Consider the following 15,315-nt stretch of genomic DNA (forward strand, 5'->3'; position numbering starts at 1 on the left):
GGGAAGGCTCCTGCTTCGGTTCGAGTAGGGGGAGACTCAGGGGCTCAGCGGCCGGTGGCGCCGCCGCGGCCGCGCAGCGCGGCACGGCGGGCGCCGGCGCGCTGGCGGGCCGACTGGACCACCTCGGGGGTGGCGCCGCTGTCGTCGTCGAGCCAGCGGGCGAGGGAGGCGATGTCGCGGAAGCTGAAGAGGTCGGGCACCCGGACGCGGCGGTCGAAGCGCCGGGTCATCAGCCGGGCGAGGCGGACGAGCAGCAGCGAGTCGCCGCCGAGGTCGTAGAAGGCGGACTGCACGTCGATGGTGGACGGTTCGAGGTCGAGCAGCTGGCCCCAGATCTCCGAGAGCGCGATCTCGGTCGGCGTACTGGCGGCCGTCAGCGGCCCGTCGGTGTCGGCGGCCGGCGGCTCGGGCAGCGCGTTGCGGTCGAGCTTGCCGCCCGGCCCCAGCGGGAGGGCGGCCAGGAAGACGAGCGTCGCGGGCACCATGTAGTCGGGCAGTTCGACGGCGAGCCTGCCGGTGATGGCGCTCTGGAGCGCGGGGTCCAGCCGGGGCCCGTCCTGCGGCGCGTCGTCGCCCGCGGGCACGACGTAGCCGACCAGCCGGTTGCCCTGGACGACGGCGGCGGCCTCCCGGACCTCGGGGCAGCCGGTCAGCCGGGCCTCGACCTCCTCCAGCTCGATCCGGTAGCCGCGCAGCTTGACCTGGTGGTCGGAGCGGCCGAGGAACCGGAGTTCGCCGTCCTCGGTGAACTGGACGACGTCCCCGGTGCGGTACATCCGCTCGCCGCTGCGGAACGGGTCCGGCACGAACCGCTCGGCCGTGGTGCTCGGCCGGTTGACGTAGCCGTGCGCGAGGCCGACGCCGCCGAGGTAGAGCTCGCCGGACTCGCCGGGCGGGAGCGGCCGCAGGTTCTCGTCGAGCACGTAGACCAGGTCGGTGGTGGTCGGCGGGCCGATGGTCGGCTCGTCGGTCCCGTGCTCGGGCACCAGCCCGAACGAGCAGAAGACGGTGCCCTCGGTGGGGCCGTAGGCGTTGAACACCCGGGTGGCGCCGGTCTCCCGGTAGGCCCGGTCCACCAGCTTGCGGCGCAGCGCCTCGCCGCCGAACACGATGGAGCGCACGTTCGGGGGCAGGGCGCCGGCGTCGAGCAGGCCGTTCATGACCGAGGGGACGACGCTCAGATGGGTGATCCGGTCCACGTACCGGCTCTCCGGCAGGTGCACGGCGCTCTCGACGAGCACGACGGCGCCGCCGCGGCACAGCGCGTTGAAGATCTCCATCACGGACAGGTCGAAGCAGACCGAGCTCGCCGCCGAGACTCCGCTCAGGTCGCAGCCCTCCAGGACGCGGTCCATCTCGGAGAGCATCGCCACCGCGCCGGCGTGCCGGACGGCCACGCCCTTGGGCCTGCCGGTGGAGCCCGAGGTGTAGATGACGTACGCGGTGTCCTCGGGCACGACCGCCACGGGCTTCGCGCCGGGCTCGGTCGTCACGCCCTCCCCGAGCACGACCACGGTCGGGCCGGTCGGGCAACTGGCCCGGGACGCGGGCGTGGTGAGCAGCAGTCGGGTCCCGCTGTCCTGGACCATGAAGGTCAGCCGGTCGGCGGGGTAGTTCGGGTCCAGCGGCAGGTAGCAGGAGCCGGAGCGCAGGGCCGCCAGGACGGCGACGAGCAGGTCGGGGGTGCGCTCGACGCAGATGCCGACGGGGACGCCGGGGCCCGCGCCGTCGGCGACCAGCCGCTCGGCCAGCACCCGGGACCGCTCGTTCAGTTCGCCGTAGGTCAGGACGCCGGCGTCGGAGTAGACGGCGGTCGCGTCGGGGTTCTTGACCGCCTGGGCGATGAACTCGGAGTGCAGGGTCTCGGTCAACGGTCCGTCTCCTTGGGAAGGCCGGTCGACGCGATGTCGCCGAGGGCCAGGTCGGGTCGGGCGATCGAGTCGAAGAGCACGGTGCGGTACAGCGCGAGCAGTGCCGTCACGGTCTGCCTTTCCAGGTAGCTCGGTTTGAACTGGACGTGGCCGGCCACCCTGCCGTCGATGTCGGCCATTGAGATCTCGAGGTCGAACTTGGCGAGGTGCCTGCGCACCTGAAGCGGTTCGAGCGGCAGTGCGCCGTCCGGTGTGAGGGTCTCGCCGACGCCGTGGAAGAGCTTGACGGAGCGGGGGAACGCCTCCGAGGACAGCCAGTTCACCACCACGTCGAACCACGGGGAGCGGCCCTCGGCCCGCGGCGGCTTCAGCTGGGAGGCCAGCAGGTCGAGGGGGTAGTTCATGTGCTCCAGGAGGCCGAGCGAGAAGGCGTGGACCTCGTGCAGCAGCTCGCGGAAGCTGCGGTCGGCGGCGGGGTTCGCGCGTACCAGCACGGTGTTGAGGTAGTAGCCGATGGCGGACTCCCAGCCGGGTTCGGCCCGTTGGGCGATGGCGGTGGCCAGCACCGAGTCCTCGGTCCCGGCCGCGCGGTTGAGCGTGGCGAAGAACCCGGCCAGCACGACGGTGCTGACCGACACGCCCTCGCGCACCGCGAACTCGCGCAGCAGGCGCGTCTCCTCGGCGCTCCAGCGGAACGCGATGTCGCGGCCCTCGTAGGTGACGCCCGGCGGCCGCTCCTTCGTGGAGAGGTCGAGGTGGGCGGGCGGGTCGGCCAGCTTCCGCGACCACCAGTCCAGGGCCGCTTCGGCCGCCGGTCCGGCCAGCCACTGCCGCTCCCACTCGACGAACTCGGTGTACGGGGCGACCGGCGCGCTGCGGGCGGGGTCGGCGCCCTCGTAGTACTCCTGGAGTTCGCGGATCATGACGTCGGCCGAGGCCGCGTCCGACGCGATGTGGTGGACGAGCACCAGCAGGTAGTGGTCCGCCGGCCCGCGCCTCATGAGGACGATCCGCACGAGCGGCCCGTTGTCCATGTCGAGCGGCTCGTGCCCGTACTGGGCCAGTTCCTCGCGGGCCTGTTCGTCGTCCAGGTCGGAGGTGTCCACCACGAGGAACTCGTACACCGGTTCGTCCAGGATGACCTGGTACGGGCTGCCGCCGGCCTCCACGAAGACGGTGCGCAGCGCGGGGTGCCGGTCCAGCACGGCCCGGACGGCGCGCTCCAGCGCGTCCTCGTCGACCGCGGTCCGGATCCGGGCGGTCACCATGAAGTTGTAGGGCACGGCGTCCGGCGCGACCATCTGCATGAACCAGAGCGAGGCCTGGCCGTGCGAGGCCGGCGCCACCTGGAGGCCGAGGCCCTCGGCCCGGAGCTGGTCCATCGCCGGTGCGTCGGTGGCCTCCAGCAGCCCGCGCGCGTCCAGTTCCTCGACCAGCTCCTCGGCGTCCAGTTCGGACAGGTCCTCCAGGAACGACCGGATCGGCTCGGCCCCGGGGGCCGGGGCGGGCCGGGCCGCCGTCACCGGTGCCGGGGGTGCCTGGGTGGCCGCCGCGGACGCGGCCGGTCCACCGGTGATCTCGACGAAGTGGCCGACGACCTCGGAGATGGAGCGGCCGTCCAGGAACACCACCGGCGACACCCGGTGCCCGAACAGCGCCTGCATCTTGTTGACGAGGCGGATCGCCAGCATCGAGTCGAGGCCGAAGTCCCGCAGGCCGGCGGCCGTGTCGAACCTGCTCACCGGCACGCCCAGCGCGTCGGCGAGTTCGGCGAGGACGACCTCCGCCACCGGCCGGTCCGCCGCCGGCTGCGTCTGCGCCGGAGCGGCCGCGGCCACGGGCACGGGTACGGGCACGGCTTCGACGGGCGCCGGGGCCGGCGCGGGTTCGCGGCGGGGCTCGGTGTCGATCCAGTAGCGCTCCTTCTGCCATGGGACGAGCGGGGTCTCCACGACCTCGACGTCGTCGGCGAACAGCGGGTCGAAGGTCAGCGGCAGGCCCCTGACGTACAGCGAGGCGGCTGCGCCCAGCAGGCAGCGGACGTCGCTCTCCTCGCGCCGCAGGGAGTTGACCGCGTGCACCTGGACACCGCGGGACAGCCCGATCTCCTCGACCGCGCCGCGCAGCGTCTCGTGCGGGCCGATCTCGATGAAGGTGGAGACGCCCCGGTCGACCAGCGCACCGATCGTCTCGGCGAACCGGACCTGGTTGCGCAGGTTGTGCACCCAGTAGTCGACGTCGGCGACCGGGTCCACCGTGTCGGCCAGCGCCGTGGAGTGGAAGGGGATGCCCGGCGTCAGCGGGGTGATGCCCTCGATGCTCTCGCGCAGCGGCTGGATCAGCGGGTCCATGCCGGGGCTGTGCACCGGCCGTTCGACCCGGATCCTCCGGACCGAGATCCCGTCGCGCCGGAGGTCCGCCTCCAGGGCGTCGACGGCCTCGGGCGAGCCGGAGACCGCCGCGCTGGTGGGGCTGTTGACCACGGCGATGGCGGCGTGCTGCGCGTAGGGGGCGAGCCGCGGCTGCAGTTCCTCCTCCGGCAGGTCGACCGAGATCATGGCGCCCTCGTCGGCCTTGCGCTCCAGCAGGTGCGAGCGGGCGACCACGACGCGGGCGGCGTCCTCCAGGGACAGCGCCCCGGCGACGCAGGCGGCCGCGACCTCGCCCAGGCTGTGCCCGACGACGGCCGTCGGCTCGACGCCCAGTTCGAGCCAGACCTTCGCCAGCGAGACCTGGAGGGCGAACAGCACCGGCTGCTGGAAGTCCATCTCCTCGTACCTGGCCTCCTCCGCCGGGGCGGAGAGGTGGTCGAGCACCGAGAAGCCGCCGGCCGCGCGCACGGCGGCGTCGCAGGCGTTCATCCAGGTGCGGAAGCCGGCGTGCGAGCGCAGCAGCTCCCGGCCCATGCCGACCCACTGGGTGCCGCCGCCGGAGAACACCAGCGCCACCCGCCGGTCGGTGTTGCCGGAGACCGTGCCGGTGACGACGTCGGGGTGCGACTGGCCGGCGGCGACCCGGGCGAGCCCGTCCAGGACGTCCTGCCGGTTGCGGGCGAACAGCGCGATCCGGTGGCTGTGATGGGTGCGCCTGGCGGCGAGGGTGTAGGCGAGGTCGGAGACCCGCAGGCCCGGGTCGCGCTCGACGTGGTTGGACAGCTCGCGGCAGGTGTCGGCCAGCGCGCCCGTGGTGCGGGCCGTGACGGGCACGAGGTGCACCTGCTCGTCGGCCGCGGCGTCGCCCGGGCTCGGCGCGACGTGCCGTCCCCGGTCGCCGGCCAGGAACGGGTGGGCCGCGACGGGGAGCCCGGCGGTGTACAGGGCGCCGAGCGAGCCGAGCAGGGTCGAGGCTTCGTCGGCGCCGCGCCGGAGCGAGGGCAGGGTGGCCGCCGGCAGGATCTCCGACACCGACTTGAGCAGGACGGGGTGCGGGCTGAGCTCGATCACCGCGTCGATGTCGTGGTCGCGCAGGTTCGTCAGGGCGTCGACCACCCGGATCTCGCGGCGCAGGTTGTCCGCCCAGTAGTCCGGCCCGAGCTCCGCGCCGTCGACGGGTTCGCCGGTGACCGTCGAGATCATCGGGATGCGGGTGGTCCGCGGCCGGATGCCCTCCAGTTCGACCTTCAGCGGGGCGAGGACGTGGTCGACCAGCGAGGAGTGCGGGGCGTGGCCCATCCGCACCCGGTGGTTGGTGACGCCCGCTTCGGTCAGCCGCCGGACGAGGTCGTCGATCTCCTGCGGTGTGCCGGTGACCAGGGTGGAGTTCAGGCCGTTGTAGCCGGAGACGGTGAGCCCGCCGGTCAGATGGGGCCGGACCTCGTCCGCGGGGGTCATCACCACGATGCCCTCGCCGCGTCCCACGGCCAGCTGCTGGAGGAGCCGGCCGTGGTGGGCGGCCAGGCGGGAGGCGTCGTCGAAGTCGAGTGCGCCGGCGATGTGGGAGGCGGCGAACTCGCCGACGCTCTGTCCCAGGACGACGTCCGGTTCCACCCCCAGCGAGCGCCAGGTCTCGGCCAGCGCGACCTGGATGGAGAACAGCAGCGGCTGGAAGACGTCCATGTCGTCGAGGCGGCCCTCGGGGGACAGCAGCTGCTCGACGAGCGAGAAGCCCAGCAGCTCCCGCATCCGCCGGTCGGACGTCATCATGGACCGGCGGAACACGGGCAGGCCGGCGAGCAGTTGCCGGCCCATGCCCACCCACTGCGAGCCGTTGCCCGAGAACAGGAACGCCACCCGCGGCCTGCCGTCGGTCTTCTTCCCGACGCTCAGTCCGGGGGCGGTCGTACCGCCGCCGAACGCGTCGAGGGCGGTGCGGAGTTCGGCCATGTCGCGGGCGGTGGCCGCGAGCCGGAACGGGCCGTCGCCGGGCGTCCGGCGGCAGAGCGCGCGCAGGTCGGTCCCGTCGCGCAGCGCCAGGGCCTGCTCGGCCAGCGCCTCGGGGGAGTCCGCGGCCAGCAGGAGGAGCGAGGACTCGGGGCGCGGCAGTTCCTCGACGGCCACGTGACAGATCGCGCCGCCGAACCCGAACGAGCTGACGCCACCGCGACGGGCGTCGGACCGCCGCGGCCACGGCGTCAGCCGGTCCTGGACGGTCAGGTTGTACTCGTCGAACATGATCTGCGGGTTCGGCGCGCTGTAGTGCAGGCTCGGCGGCAGCACACCGTTGCGCATCGACATCGCGAGCTTGACCAGGCCGACGATGCCGGCGGCCGCCTCCAGGTGCCCGACGTTGGACTTGACGGAGCCGAGCCGCAGCGGCTCCGCTCGGTCGCCTCCCAGGACCGCGCCGATGGCGTTGGCCTCGATCGGGTCGCCGAGCGGCGTCGCGGAGCCGTGGCACTCGACGTAGTCCACGAGGTGCGGTGCGATGCCCGCCCGCTGGTACGCGGTGCGGAGCATCTTCTCCTGCGCCTGGGGGTTGGGCGCCGTCATGCCGTTGCTCAGACCGTCGTTGTTGGAGGAGCTGCCCTTGATCAGGCAGTACACCGGCAGGTCGCGCTCCAGCGCCACGCTCAGCGGGGCGAGCACGACCACGCCGGCGCCCTCACCGCGGACGTAGCCGTTGGCGCGGGCGTCGAACGACTTGCAGCGGCCGTCCGGGGCGAGTGCGCCCATCTGGTCCATGGCGGTGTAGTAGTCGGAGACGAAGCTCAGGTTCACGCCACCGGCCAGCACCAGGTCGCTCTCGCCCAGCCAGATCGACTGGCATCCCACGTGCACCGACACCAGCGATCCGGCGCAGGCGGCGTCGATGGCCATGCTCGGCCCTTGGAGGCCGAGGATGTAGGAGACGCGGTTGGCGATGATCCCGTCGTGCATGCCGGTCGCGGTGTGCGGAGTGATCTGGCTGTCGGGGCCGCGGTAGTGCGCCAGGGCGGCGTAGTCGCCCCAGCAGGAGGCCATGAACACGCCGGTGTCGCTGCCGACGAGGCTGTGCGGGGCGATGCCCGCGTCCTCCAGGGCCTCCCAGGACAACTCCAGGACCAGGCGCTGCTGCGGGTCCATCTGGACGGCTTCGCGGGGCGAGATGCCGAAGAACAGCGGATCGAACCGGTCGATGCCGTCGATGAACCCGCCCCAGCGCACCCGGTCGTTCAGGAGCTCGCGGCGCGCGGCCGGCACCGGCCCGACGGCGTCGCCGCCCTCGACCAGCAGCCGCCAGAACGAGGACGGGTCCGGTCCTCCGGGGAACCGGCAGCCGATGCCCACGATCGCGACGGGCTCGTGCGAGGGCCTGCGGCGCTCGGTGCTCGGGGCGGGCTCCGCGGCACGCGGACCGTCGACGAGGGCGCGGGCCAGCCCGTCGACGGTCGGGTACTGCCACATCCAGGTGGCCGGGACCTGCCAGCCGAGGAACTCGGACAGGGAGGCCGCGAGGTTCACCGACTTCAACGAGTCCAGCCCGTACCGGTGCATCGGCGCCCAGCGGTCCACCGAGTTCGCGGACAGGTCCATCAGCTCGGCAAAACGGGATAGCAGGAACTCCGTTACGGCGGATATGTCTCGCGCTGCGCGCTCTTGGGGCATGGTGACTCCCTCAGCAGGGCGGATGGAAAGGACGGTGGGGATTCACGACTGACCGGCGGGGGGGGGGGGTGGGTCCATGTCCAGGCAGCCGAAAAGGGGCGGGTCAAGGCGTGGAAGGACCTCTCGCCGCACCGATTGTTGTGGTGGATACGGGCGGCGTGAGGACGGGATCGGCGTTTTCGGTCTCCGCGTCCGGAGCGAACGGGAAATCCGGTGAAGCGGGCGGGAACCACGGTTCGGGTGACGCCGTTTCACCCTGCCGGCACGGCTCGTTCCCGCTGCCGGCGACGAGCCCCTCGATGATTGGTTCTGCGCGTCGCTCCCGTCAAGGACCGGGAGGCCGTACCCGGTGCGCGCTCGCAGCCTTCTTCGGCAGTTCGGGGCGGGGGTGCACGCGGCCGATGTCGTAGTCGAACCGTCCCCGGGCGGCCTGGGTGCGCGCCTGGGACGGCAGGCGTCCGGCCGGCGAAATCTCGGGCCTGGACATGCCATAAATGGGCTTGCGGTCGGGCAACGCTGCTCCTCTCGTGGCAGGAAGAAGGGCTCGAAGCGCCGACCGCGCGACGCGGCGAGGCAGGGTGAGGGTCAGGGGCTTCGGGGTTGTTCGAGTGATCGCACGTCGGCGGCTCACCAGTCAGCGGCTCACTGTGGAATTCTCACCGGCGTATGCGGCCCCTGCCGATCGGCCTGCCGGGCAATTCCGCTGCTGGGAATTGCGCAGTGCTGGTCTCTTTCATCCGCCCGTGGTGCGGAGGGGTGTATCGACTACGAGTCCATCGACTACAGGATTGCGTACTTCGAGGGCCGGTTGAAGCGGTGGCGGGATTTGATCGCCAAAGTGTCCGATTCGATCTCCTCGGGGGGCGGCGGACGTATGGAATCCCCGGCCCTGCGGCCGGAATCAGCCGTCCCGCCCGCGGCGGTCCGCACCCGGGGTGAAGGCGTCCCGGCTCGGTGGTGCCTTGCCCGCTGCCGTCGGGCCTCGGTCGATGGTGGGCGAATGACTCCGCGGAGCGCGCAACTGCCGGTATCATGCGCGCTGGGCGGGGTGGACAGCGGATGAGCGACCAATGCAAGCTGACCGCATGGCAGTTGATAAACTTGATGCAGCATCAGACAATGCCGACAGCTCCTTAGCCGGACGTTTCCCGCAGCGCTGCGTGCCGTCCACCCGGCTGTGGCGAAGCGGCCCCCCTGGCCGGGCACTCGCCGGCCGCGACCTCGCGGGCGGGCCCGCATGACCGACACCGCGATCGAGCCGGTCAGCCGGCCGGGGCTGGCGCTCGGAGTGCTGGCCGGGGCGCTCGCACTGGACGTGAGCGGTCTCGGGGTGCTCAATGCCGCCCTGCCGTCCGTCGGAGAGCGCTTCCAGCTCGACGAAACCACGCTCCAGTGGGTCATGACCGCCTACGCCGTCACCTTCGCCGGCTTCCTGCTGGTGGGTGGCCGGCTGGCCGATGTGCTCGGGCGGCGGCGGGTGTTCGAGGTCGGTGTCGCCCTGTTCACCGTGTCCGCGCTGGTCGGGGCGATGGCTCCGAACACCGCGACGCTGCTGGGGGCGCGCGCCGTCCAGGGCATCGGCGCCGCCCTGTCCGGGCCGGCCGCGCTGGCCCTGCTCACCGACACGTTCCCGGCCGGTCCGGCGCGCAACCGGGCCTTCGGGGTGTACGCGGCCGTCGGCGCTGCGAGCTTCAGCGGCGGGGTCCTGCTGGGCGGCGTCCTGACCGAGTTCTTCGGCTGGCGTTCGGTGCTGTGGTTCTCGGTGCTGCTGGGGCTCGGCGTGCTGGCCGCGACGCGCATCGGACTGCCCGACGGTGCCGGGCACCGCGGCCGGCTGGACCTGCCCGGCGCGATCACGGGCACGCTCGGCCTCACCCTGCTCGTCGTCGGCGTGAGCACCGGCGGCGCGACGGCGTGGATCATCCTCTGCGCCGCGGTGGTCTCCCTGGTGCTGTTCGTCGTGCGGGAGCACCGCACCGCCGACCCGGTGCTTCCGCTCGGCCTCTTCCGGATCGGCTCGGTCCGGGAGGCGAGCCTGGCGGCGTTCCTCCAGTACATGGGCTCGGTCGGGATGCTGTTCTTCGCGCCGCTGTATCTGCAGGGCATGCTGCACTACTCGCCCTTCGAGTCCGGTGTCGCGCTGGTGCCCATGTCCCTGGCCGTGTTCCTCACCGCCAACTTCGCCACCGGCCGTCTGCTGGCCACGTACTCCCCGCGAACGCTGATGGCCGTCGGCCTCGTCCTGATCGGTGTGGGCACGGGGCTGTGGCTGGGCACACCGCAGGACGGCAGCTACGTGCTGCACGTGCTGCCCGGTCTGGTGGTCAGCGGCATCGGCCAGGGGCTGAACTTCCCCTCGATGACGTCCGCCGGCCTCTCCGGTGTCCCGGAGCGGCAGCACGCCGTCGCCGGCGCGGTGAACGTCGTGACGCAGCAGATCGGCGCCAGTGCGGGCGTGGCGGTGATGGTGCTGGTCGCGGCGACCAGCGGGGACCAGCTCGCCGGCTACCACCTCGCCTACGTCACCGCCGCCGTCGCGTGCGTCCTGGGCGCGGTGGTCATCGCCGTGCGGCGGCAGGCCTGAGCGTCCCGGCCGGCCGGGGCTGTTTGCCGAGAGGTACCGGTGTGCGGTTCGCCGCGCACCGGTACCACGCCGTGGCGGCCCGAACCGTTCGAGGTGTCCGTCGGTCGTGCGGGCGGTGCGGCGCGGTGGCCGATGCGCGCGGCCGTGGCCGGCGGGCGTGCCCGGTTGCCCGGGGTCAGGCGCTCGCGTCCGTGGAGGAGCGCACCACCAGCTGCGGCGCGAAGCGCTCCACGCGCTCCGTCCTTTCGCGGGAGGGGGCCTGAAGGAGCGTCAGGGCGCGTTCGGCCATGGCGGTGAGCGGGTGGCGGATGGAGGTGATGGGCGGGTCGAGGAGTTCGAGCATCTCGGTGTCGTCGAAGCCGGTGACGGCGATCCGGCCGGGGACGGGGACCGCCGAGCGCTGCAGGGTGCTGACCAGCCCCACCGCGAGGACGTCCGCGCCGCAGACGACGGCGTCGATCCCGGTGTGCCGTTCGGCGATGCGGCGGCCCGCGGTGCGGCCGGCGTCGGTGGTGAAGCTGGGCAGCAGGACGGTGGTGGCGTCGGCGCCGCGGGCCTCGGTGAAGGCGGCGAGGCGTTCCGCGCCGGAGGAGGAGGCCTGGTCGGCGGCGACCAGGGCGATCCGGTGGCGGCCGAGGCCTTCGAGGTGGTCGAGGAGCAGTCGCATCGCGGCGGTGTTGTCGAGGGTGACGGCGACGGTGCCGGAGCCGGTGGCCCAGCGGTCGAAGAGGACGACGGGGGTGCGCTTGGCGGCGGCCCGGACGGCGGGGCCGGACGCACCGGCGGAGACGGGGACGACGAGCAGGCCGTCGACGCGGCCGCCGAGCAGGGTCTCGATCTGCTCGGCCTCGACGGCGGTGTCGTTGGCGGCGTCGGAGACCACCAACTGCCCGCCCGCGGCGCGGACTTGTTGGGCGATGGCGTCGGCGAGCTGGACGAAGTAGGGGTTGGCGAGCGAGGGGACGACCACGCCGATGGTGCCCGTGGTGCCGGTGCGCAGCGCCCGGGCGGAGTGGTTGGTGCGGTAGCCGAGGCGCTGGGCGGCCTCCTCGACGCGGTGGGCGAGTTCGGGGTCGACGTTGCGCGGGGTGCCGGCCAGGACGCGTGAGGCGGTCGCGCGGGAGACGCCGGCGGCCGCGGCCACGTCGAGGAGTCGGGGCGCTGTCACGTGGGCGGTCCTTCGCGGTCGGAATCGGGCTCGGCTGAGCTGGCGGAATGCGCAGCACGAGGGTACTTGACGGTTTCCGGGGGCTGGTCCACAGTGTGGGAGATCGATCTCCCAAGGAGTGCAGATGCCGCCCATCACCGTCGTCGGTTCGGTCAACCGCGACCTCGTCCTGACCGTCGGGGACCTGCCGCGCCCCGGTGAGACCGTGCTCGCGCGGGGCTTCGTGGAGGGCGTCGGCGGCAAGGGTGCCAACCAGGCCGTCGCGGCGGCCCGGCTCGGGTCGCGGGTGCGCCTGGTCGCCCGGGTCGGTGCGGACGCCGGCCCCATCCTGCGGGCGCTCGCCGCCGAAGGGGTGGACGTCGAGGCGGTGCGCCCGGAGCCGGAGAGCACCACCGGGATCGCCTCGGTGGTGGTCGACCGGGCCGGCGAGAACACCATCGTGGTCAACCCCGGCGCCAACGCCGCGCTGTCGGTCGCGGACCTGCCGGAGCGGCTGGCCCGGTCGGCGGGCGAGGTGGTCCTGGTGCAGCACGAGATCGCCGCCGAGGTGGTCGCCGCCGCCGTGCTGCGGGCCCGGGAGCAGGGCGGCACGGTCGTCCTCAACCCGGCCCCGGCCCGGCCGGTCGCCCCGGAGGTGCTGTCCGCCGTCGACGTCCTCGTCCCCAACCTCGGCGAACTCGCCACCCTGCTCGGCGCGGAGCCTCCCGCCGGCCCGGACGGGGCGCGTGAGCTGCTGGAACAGGCCGCGCTGCCCTGCCGGGCCGTCGTGGTGACGCTCGGCGCGGACGGGGCGCTGATCAAACAGCCCGGCCGCCCCGCCGTGCACCTGCCGGCCCCCGTCGTGGACGCCGTCGACACCGTCGGCGCCGGCGACACCTTCTGCGGAGCCCTCGCCGACTCCCTCGCCCGGGGCGCCGACCTGCCGGCCGCCGCCCGCCGCGCCGTCCGTGCGGCCTCGCTGGCCGTGACCGGTCTCGGCGCCCAGTCCTCCATGCCGTCCGCGGCACAGCTCGACGCGGCCGCCGTCCCCGACGCTCCCGCGGTTCCCGCCGCGTCCTGACGTACCCGGTTCCCCGACGCTCCCGCGGTTCCCGCCGCGTCCTGACGTACCCGGTTCCCCGGCGCCGAGACGGACCCCGGCCCCCGGCGCCCTGACATACCCCGGTTCCCCGGCGTCCTGACGTACTTTCGGTTCCCCGGCGTCCTGACGCACCTTCGGCTTCCCCACCTCCCCCCGCACCATCGGTTCAACGGAGAACACCCATGCGCAACCTCAAGCTCGGACTGTTCGAGAACGCCCAGACCAACGCGAGCGGCACCGCCACCTGGCGCCACCCCGACAGCCGCCGGCACCTGTTCGACACCCTCGGGTACTGGCGCGAGATCGCGCAGATCTGCGAGGACGCCAAGCTTGACTTCCTGTTCCTGGCCGACGCCTGGGGCTGGTCGGAGATCAACGGGGTGCGCCCGCCGATCGCCACCGAGGAGACCCTGGACCTGCCGCGCCTGGACCCGTTCGTGATCGCCTCGGCGCTGCTGGCCGGCACCACCGACCTGGGACTGGTGGTGACCGGCTCGGTGCTGGTGGAGCCGCCGTACGCGTTCGCCCGCCGGCTGGCCACTCTGGACCAGCTGTCCGGCGGCCGGCTCGGCTGGAACATCGTGACCACGGGCACGGCCGACACCGCGGTCAAGGCCTTCGGCATGGACATGGTGGCGCACGACGACCGGTACAAGATGGCCGAGGACTTCCTCGACCTGGTCTACAAGTACTGGGAGGGCGCCTGGGAGCCGGACGCCCTGGAGAAGGACAAGGACGGCCGGTTCGCCGACCCGGCCAAGGTGCACCTGGTCGAGCACGAGGGCCCGTACTTCCGCTCGCACGGCTACGGCAACACCGCCCGTTCCCCGCAGGGCACCCCGGTGCTGTTCCAGGCCGGCGCCTCCCCGGCCGGGCGCCGGGTCGGCGGGCGGCACGGGGAGTGCATGTTCGTCGGCAGCGGCTCGGTGCAGCAGCTCGCCGGGCACACCGCGGCGATCCGCGAGGAGGCCGTACGGGCGGGCCGCCGCGCCGACGAGGTCAAGGTGATGTCGGCGTTCTCCTGCGTGGTCGGTGCCACCACCGCGGACGCCGAACGCCGTTGGCAGCGTGTCCTGGACGCCCAGCGCCCGGAGGTCACCGTCGCCAGCTACGCCATGTTCACCGGCCTCGACCTGTCCTCGTACGCGCCGGACACCCCGATGTCGGAGCTGTCCACCGAGATGTCGCAGACCCAGGTCGCCCGGTTCGCCGGCCAGACCGTCGGCGACGTCCTCGCCGACTGGCACACCCACGGCGTCGGCGCCCGTCCGGTGGTCGGCACCGCCGAGGAGATCGCCGACGAGATCTGTGCCCTGGCGGAGGGCGCCGACCTGGACGGCTTCCTGCTCTCCCCGACCGTGCAGCCGGCCTCCACCACGGAGTTCGTCGAGTCGGTGCTGCCGATCCTGCGCGCCCGCGGCGTCTTCCGCGGCGAGTACGCGGCCGGCGAGTCGCTGCGCGAGCGGCTCACCGGCGCGTCCGACCGGGCGCTGCCGGCCAGCCACCCGGCCGCGCAGTACCGGCACTGAACCACCCCACTCGCGACGAGAGGACGGCGACGACCATGGTCACTCCCGCCCACCATCCGAACCCGCCCGCCGTGCCCGCGGAACCGAACGCGGTCGTACCGAACGCGGTCGTACCGAACACGGCGGAGCGGAACAGGGAGCAGCCCGACACGGCGGAGCTCAACGCCGCGGCGCTGCGCCAGGCGTTCGGGGCCTACCCCACCGGGGTGGTCGCGCTCGGGGCGCTGCGCGACGGCGAACCGGTCGGGCTCGCGGTGAGCTCCTTCGTGTCGATCTCGCTGGAGCCGCCGATGGTCGCGGTCAGCGTGGCCCGCACCTCGACCACCTGGCCGAGGCTGACGGAGGCGCCGGTCCTGGGGCTGAGCGTGCTCAGCCGTGGCCAGGGCGCGCTCTGCCGACGGCTCGCCTCCCGCGAGGGCGACCGCTTCGGCGGCGCGGGGTGGCAGGTGACGCCGGACGGCGCGGTGCTGATCCACGACGCGGCGCTGTGGCAGACCGCCCGGGTGAACGCGGTGTACGACGGCGGCGACCACGAGATCGTCCTGATGGAGCTGCTCACCGTCGAGCTGTTCCCCGGGGTGGAGCCGCTGGTGTTCCACACCAGCCAGTTCCGTGAGCTCACCCCCCATGGCTGACGCCCCGACGGCCCCCCTGTCCGGCACCGTGGTGCACGGTGCCGGCCGGGGGCGGGGGCTGGGCTTCCCCACCGCCAACATCGCCTCCGACCCCGGTACGTCCGTCCCACCGCCCGCGATCTACAGCGGCTGGCTGGCCCGCCGCGCGACCGGCACCGTGCACCGCGCGACGATCAGCATCGGCACCAACCCCACCTTCTGCGACACCTCCGAGATCCACACCGAGGTGTACTGCCACGACGCCCCGGGCGACCTGTACGGCGAGCGCGTCGAGCTGTGGTTCGTCGCCCGGATCCGGGACACCGAGAGGTTCGCCTCCGTCGACGAGCTGCTGCTCGCCGCCCGGGAGGACGTCCGCCGCTCGGAGGCCCTGCTGGACTCCGAGCACGGACGGCACGTCCTCACCGCCCTCTCCTGATCCACC

The 15,315-nt window shown here is 73.2% G+C and carries 9 protein-coding genes; 5 read left to right on the forward strand and 4 right to left on the reverse strand.

Going from position 1 to position 15,315, the window contains the following annotated elements; translation table 11 throughout:
• Positions 1 to 44: 44 nt before the first annotated feature.
• The 3 genes from AB0O11_RS25890 to AB0O11_RS25900 all read right to left on the reverse strand — a co-directional run bounded on the left by AB0O11_RS25890 (position 45) and on the right by AB0O11_RS25900 (position 8,381).
• Positions 45 to 1,871, reverse strand: a complete 1,827-nt coding sequence (locus AB0O11_RS25890) for a non-ribosomal peptide synthetase (RefSeq protein ID WP_363391549.1) — start codon at positions 1,869 to 1,871, stop codon at positions 45 to 47.
• Positions 1,868 to 7,894, reverse strand: coding sequence for an acyltransferase domain-containing protein (locus AB0O11_RS25895; protein ID WP_363391552.1), 6,027 nt, complete (start codon positions 7,892 to 7,894; stop codon positions 1,868 to 1,870). The genes AB0O11_RS25890 and AB0O11_RS25895 overlap by 4 nt, the downstream gene beginning before the upstream one ends.
• Before the next feature lie 325 nt (positions 7,895 to 8,219).
• Entirely contained in the window at positions 8,220 to 8,381 is a 162-nt protein-coding gene (locus AB0O11_RS25900; protein WP_363391555.1) for a hypothetical protein, read from the reverse strand.
• A 750-nt stretch (positions 8,382 to 9,131) separates the two neighbouring features.
• Between AB0O11_RS25900 and AB0O11_RS25905 the strand changes: the two genes are divergently transcribed.
• Positions 9,132 to 10,478, forward strand: a complete 1,347-nt coding sequence (locus tag AB0O11_RS25905) for an MFS transporter (protein WP_363391558.1) — start codon at positions 9,132 to 9,134, stop codon at positions 10,476 to 10,478.
• A 175-nt stretch (positions 10,479 to 10,653) separates the two neighbouring features.
• Here the strand turns inward: AB0O11_RS25905 and AB0O11_RS25910 are convergent, their stop codons facing one another.
• Positions 10,654 to 11,646, reverse strand: coding sequence for a LacI family DNA-binding transcriptional regulator (locus tag AB0O11_RS25910; protein ID WP_363391560.1), 993 nt, complete (start codon positions 11,644 to 11,646; stop codon positions 10,654 to 10,656).
• A gap of 124 nt (positions 11,647 to 11,770) precedes the next feature.
• On the opposite strand from AB0O11_RS25910, the gene AB0O11_RS25915 reads away from it, so the two are divergent.
• The 4 genes from AB0O11_RS25915 to AB0O11_RS25930 all read left to right on the forward strand — a co-directional run bounded on the left by AB0O11_RS25915 (position 11,771) and on the right by AB0O11_RS25930 (position 15,309).
• On the forward strand, positions 11,771 to 12,706 hold the full coding sequence (locus tag AB0O11_RS25915; protein WP_363391563.1) for a ribokinase: 936 nt from the start codon (positions 11,771 to 11,773) through the stop codon (positions 12,704 to 12,706).
• A 203-nt stretch (positions 12,707 to 12,909) separates the two neighbouring features.
• Positions 12,910 to 14,256 (forward strand): NtaA/DmoA family FMN-dependent monooxygenase, encoded by a 1,347-nt coding sequence (locus AB0O11_RS25920; RefSeq protein ID WP_363391565.1) that lies wholly within the window; start codon positions 12,910 to 12,912, stop codon positions 14,254 to 14,256.
• A 35-nt stretch (positions 14,257 to 14,291) separates the two neighbouring features.
• Positions 14,292 to 14,891, forward strand: a complete 600-nt coding sequence (locus AB0O11_RS25925) for a flavin reductase family protein (RefSeq protein ID WP_363391568.1) — start codon at positions 14,292 to 14,294, stop codon at positions 14,889 to 14,891.
• Positions 14,884 to 15,309 carry a riboflavin kinase gene (locus AB0O11_RS25930; RefSeq protein ID WP_363391571.1) on the forward strand — a complete coding sequence of 142 codons (426 nt, stop codon included), beginning with the start codon at positions 14,884 to 14,886 and terminating at the stop codon, positions 15,307 to 15,309. Before AB0O11_RS25925 ends, AB0O11_RS25930 begins: the two co-directional genes overlap by 8 nt.
• Positions 15,310 to 15,315: the final 6 nt, after the last annotated feature.

It is taken from the genome of Kitasatospora sp. NPDC093102, assembly GCF_040683915.1.
In the GTDB taxonomy this organism is placed as follows: domain Bacteria; phylum Actinomycetota; class Actinomycetes; order Streptomycetales; family Streptomycetaceae; genus Kitasatospora.

What these genes read in the sequence shown, in the direction of transcription:
- AB0O11_RS25900 (WP_363391555.1), bottom strand. Translation starts at nt 8,381, where the DNA reads ATGTCCAGGCCCGAGATTTCGCCGGCCGGACGCCTGCCGTCCCAGGCG.
- AB0O11_RS25905 (WP_363391558.1), top strand. Translation starts at nt 9,132, where the DNA reads ATGACCGACACCGCGATCGAGCCGGTCAGCCGGCCGGGGCTGGCGCTC.
- AB0O11_RS25915 (WP_363391563.1), top strand. Translation starts at nt 11,771, where the DNA reads ATGCCGCCCATCACCGTCGTCGGTTCGGTCAACCGCGACCTCGTCCTG.
- AB0O11_RS25930 (WP_363391571.1), top strand. Translation starts at nt 14,884, where the DNA reads ATGGCTGACGCCCCGACGGCCCCCCTGTCCGGCACCGTGGTGCACGGT.
- AB0O11_RS25920 (WP_363391565.1), top strand. Translation starts at nt 12,910, where the DNA reads ATGCGCAACCTCAAGCTCGGACTGTTCGAGAACGCCCAGACCAACGCG.
- AB0O11_RS25925 (WP_363391568.1), top strand. Translation starts at nt 14,292, where the DNA reads ATGGTCACTCCCGCCCACCATCCGAACCCGCCCGCCGTGCCCGCGGAA.
- AB0O11_RS25895 (WP_363391552.1), bottom strand. Translation starts at nt 7,894, where the DNA reads ATGCCCCAAGAGCGCGCAGCGCGAGACATATCCGCCGTAACGGAGTTC.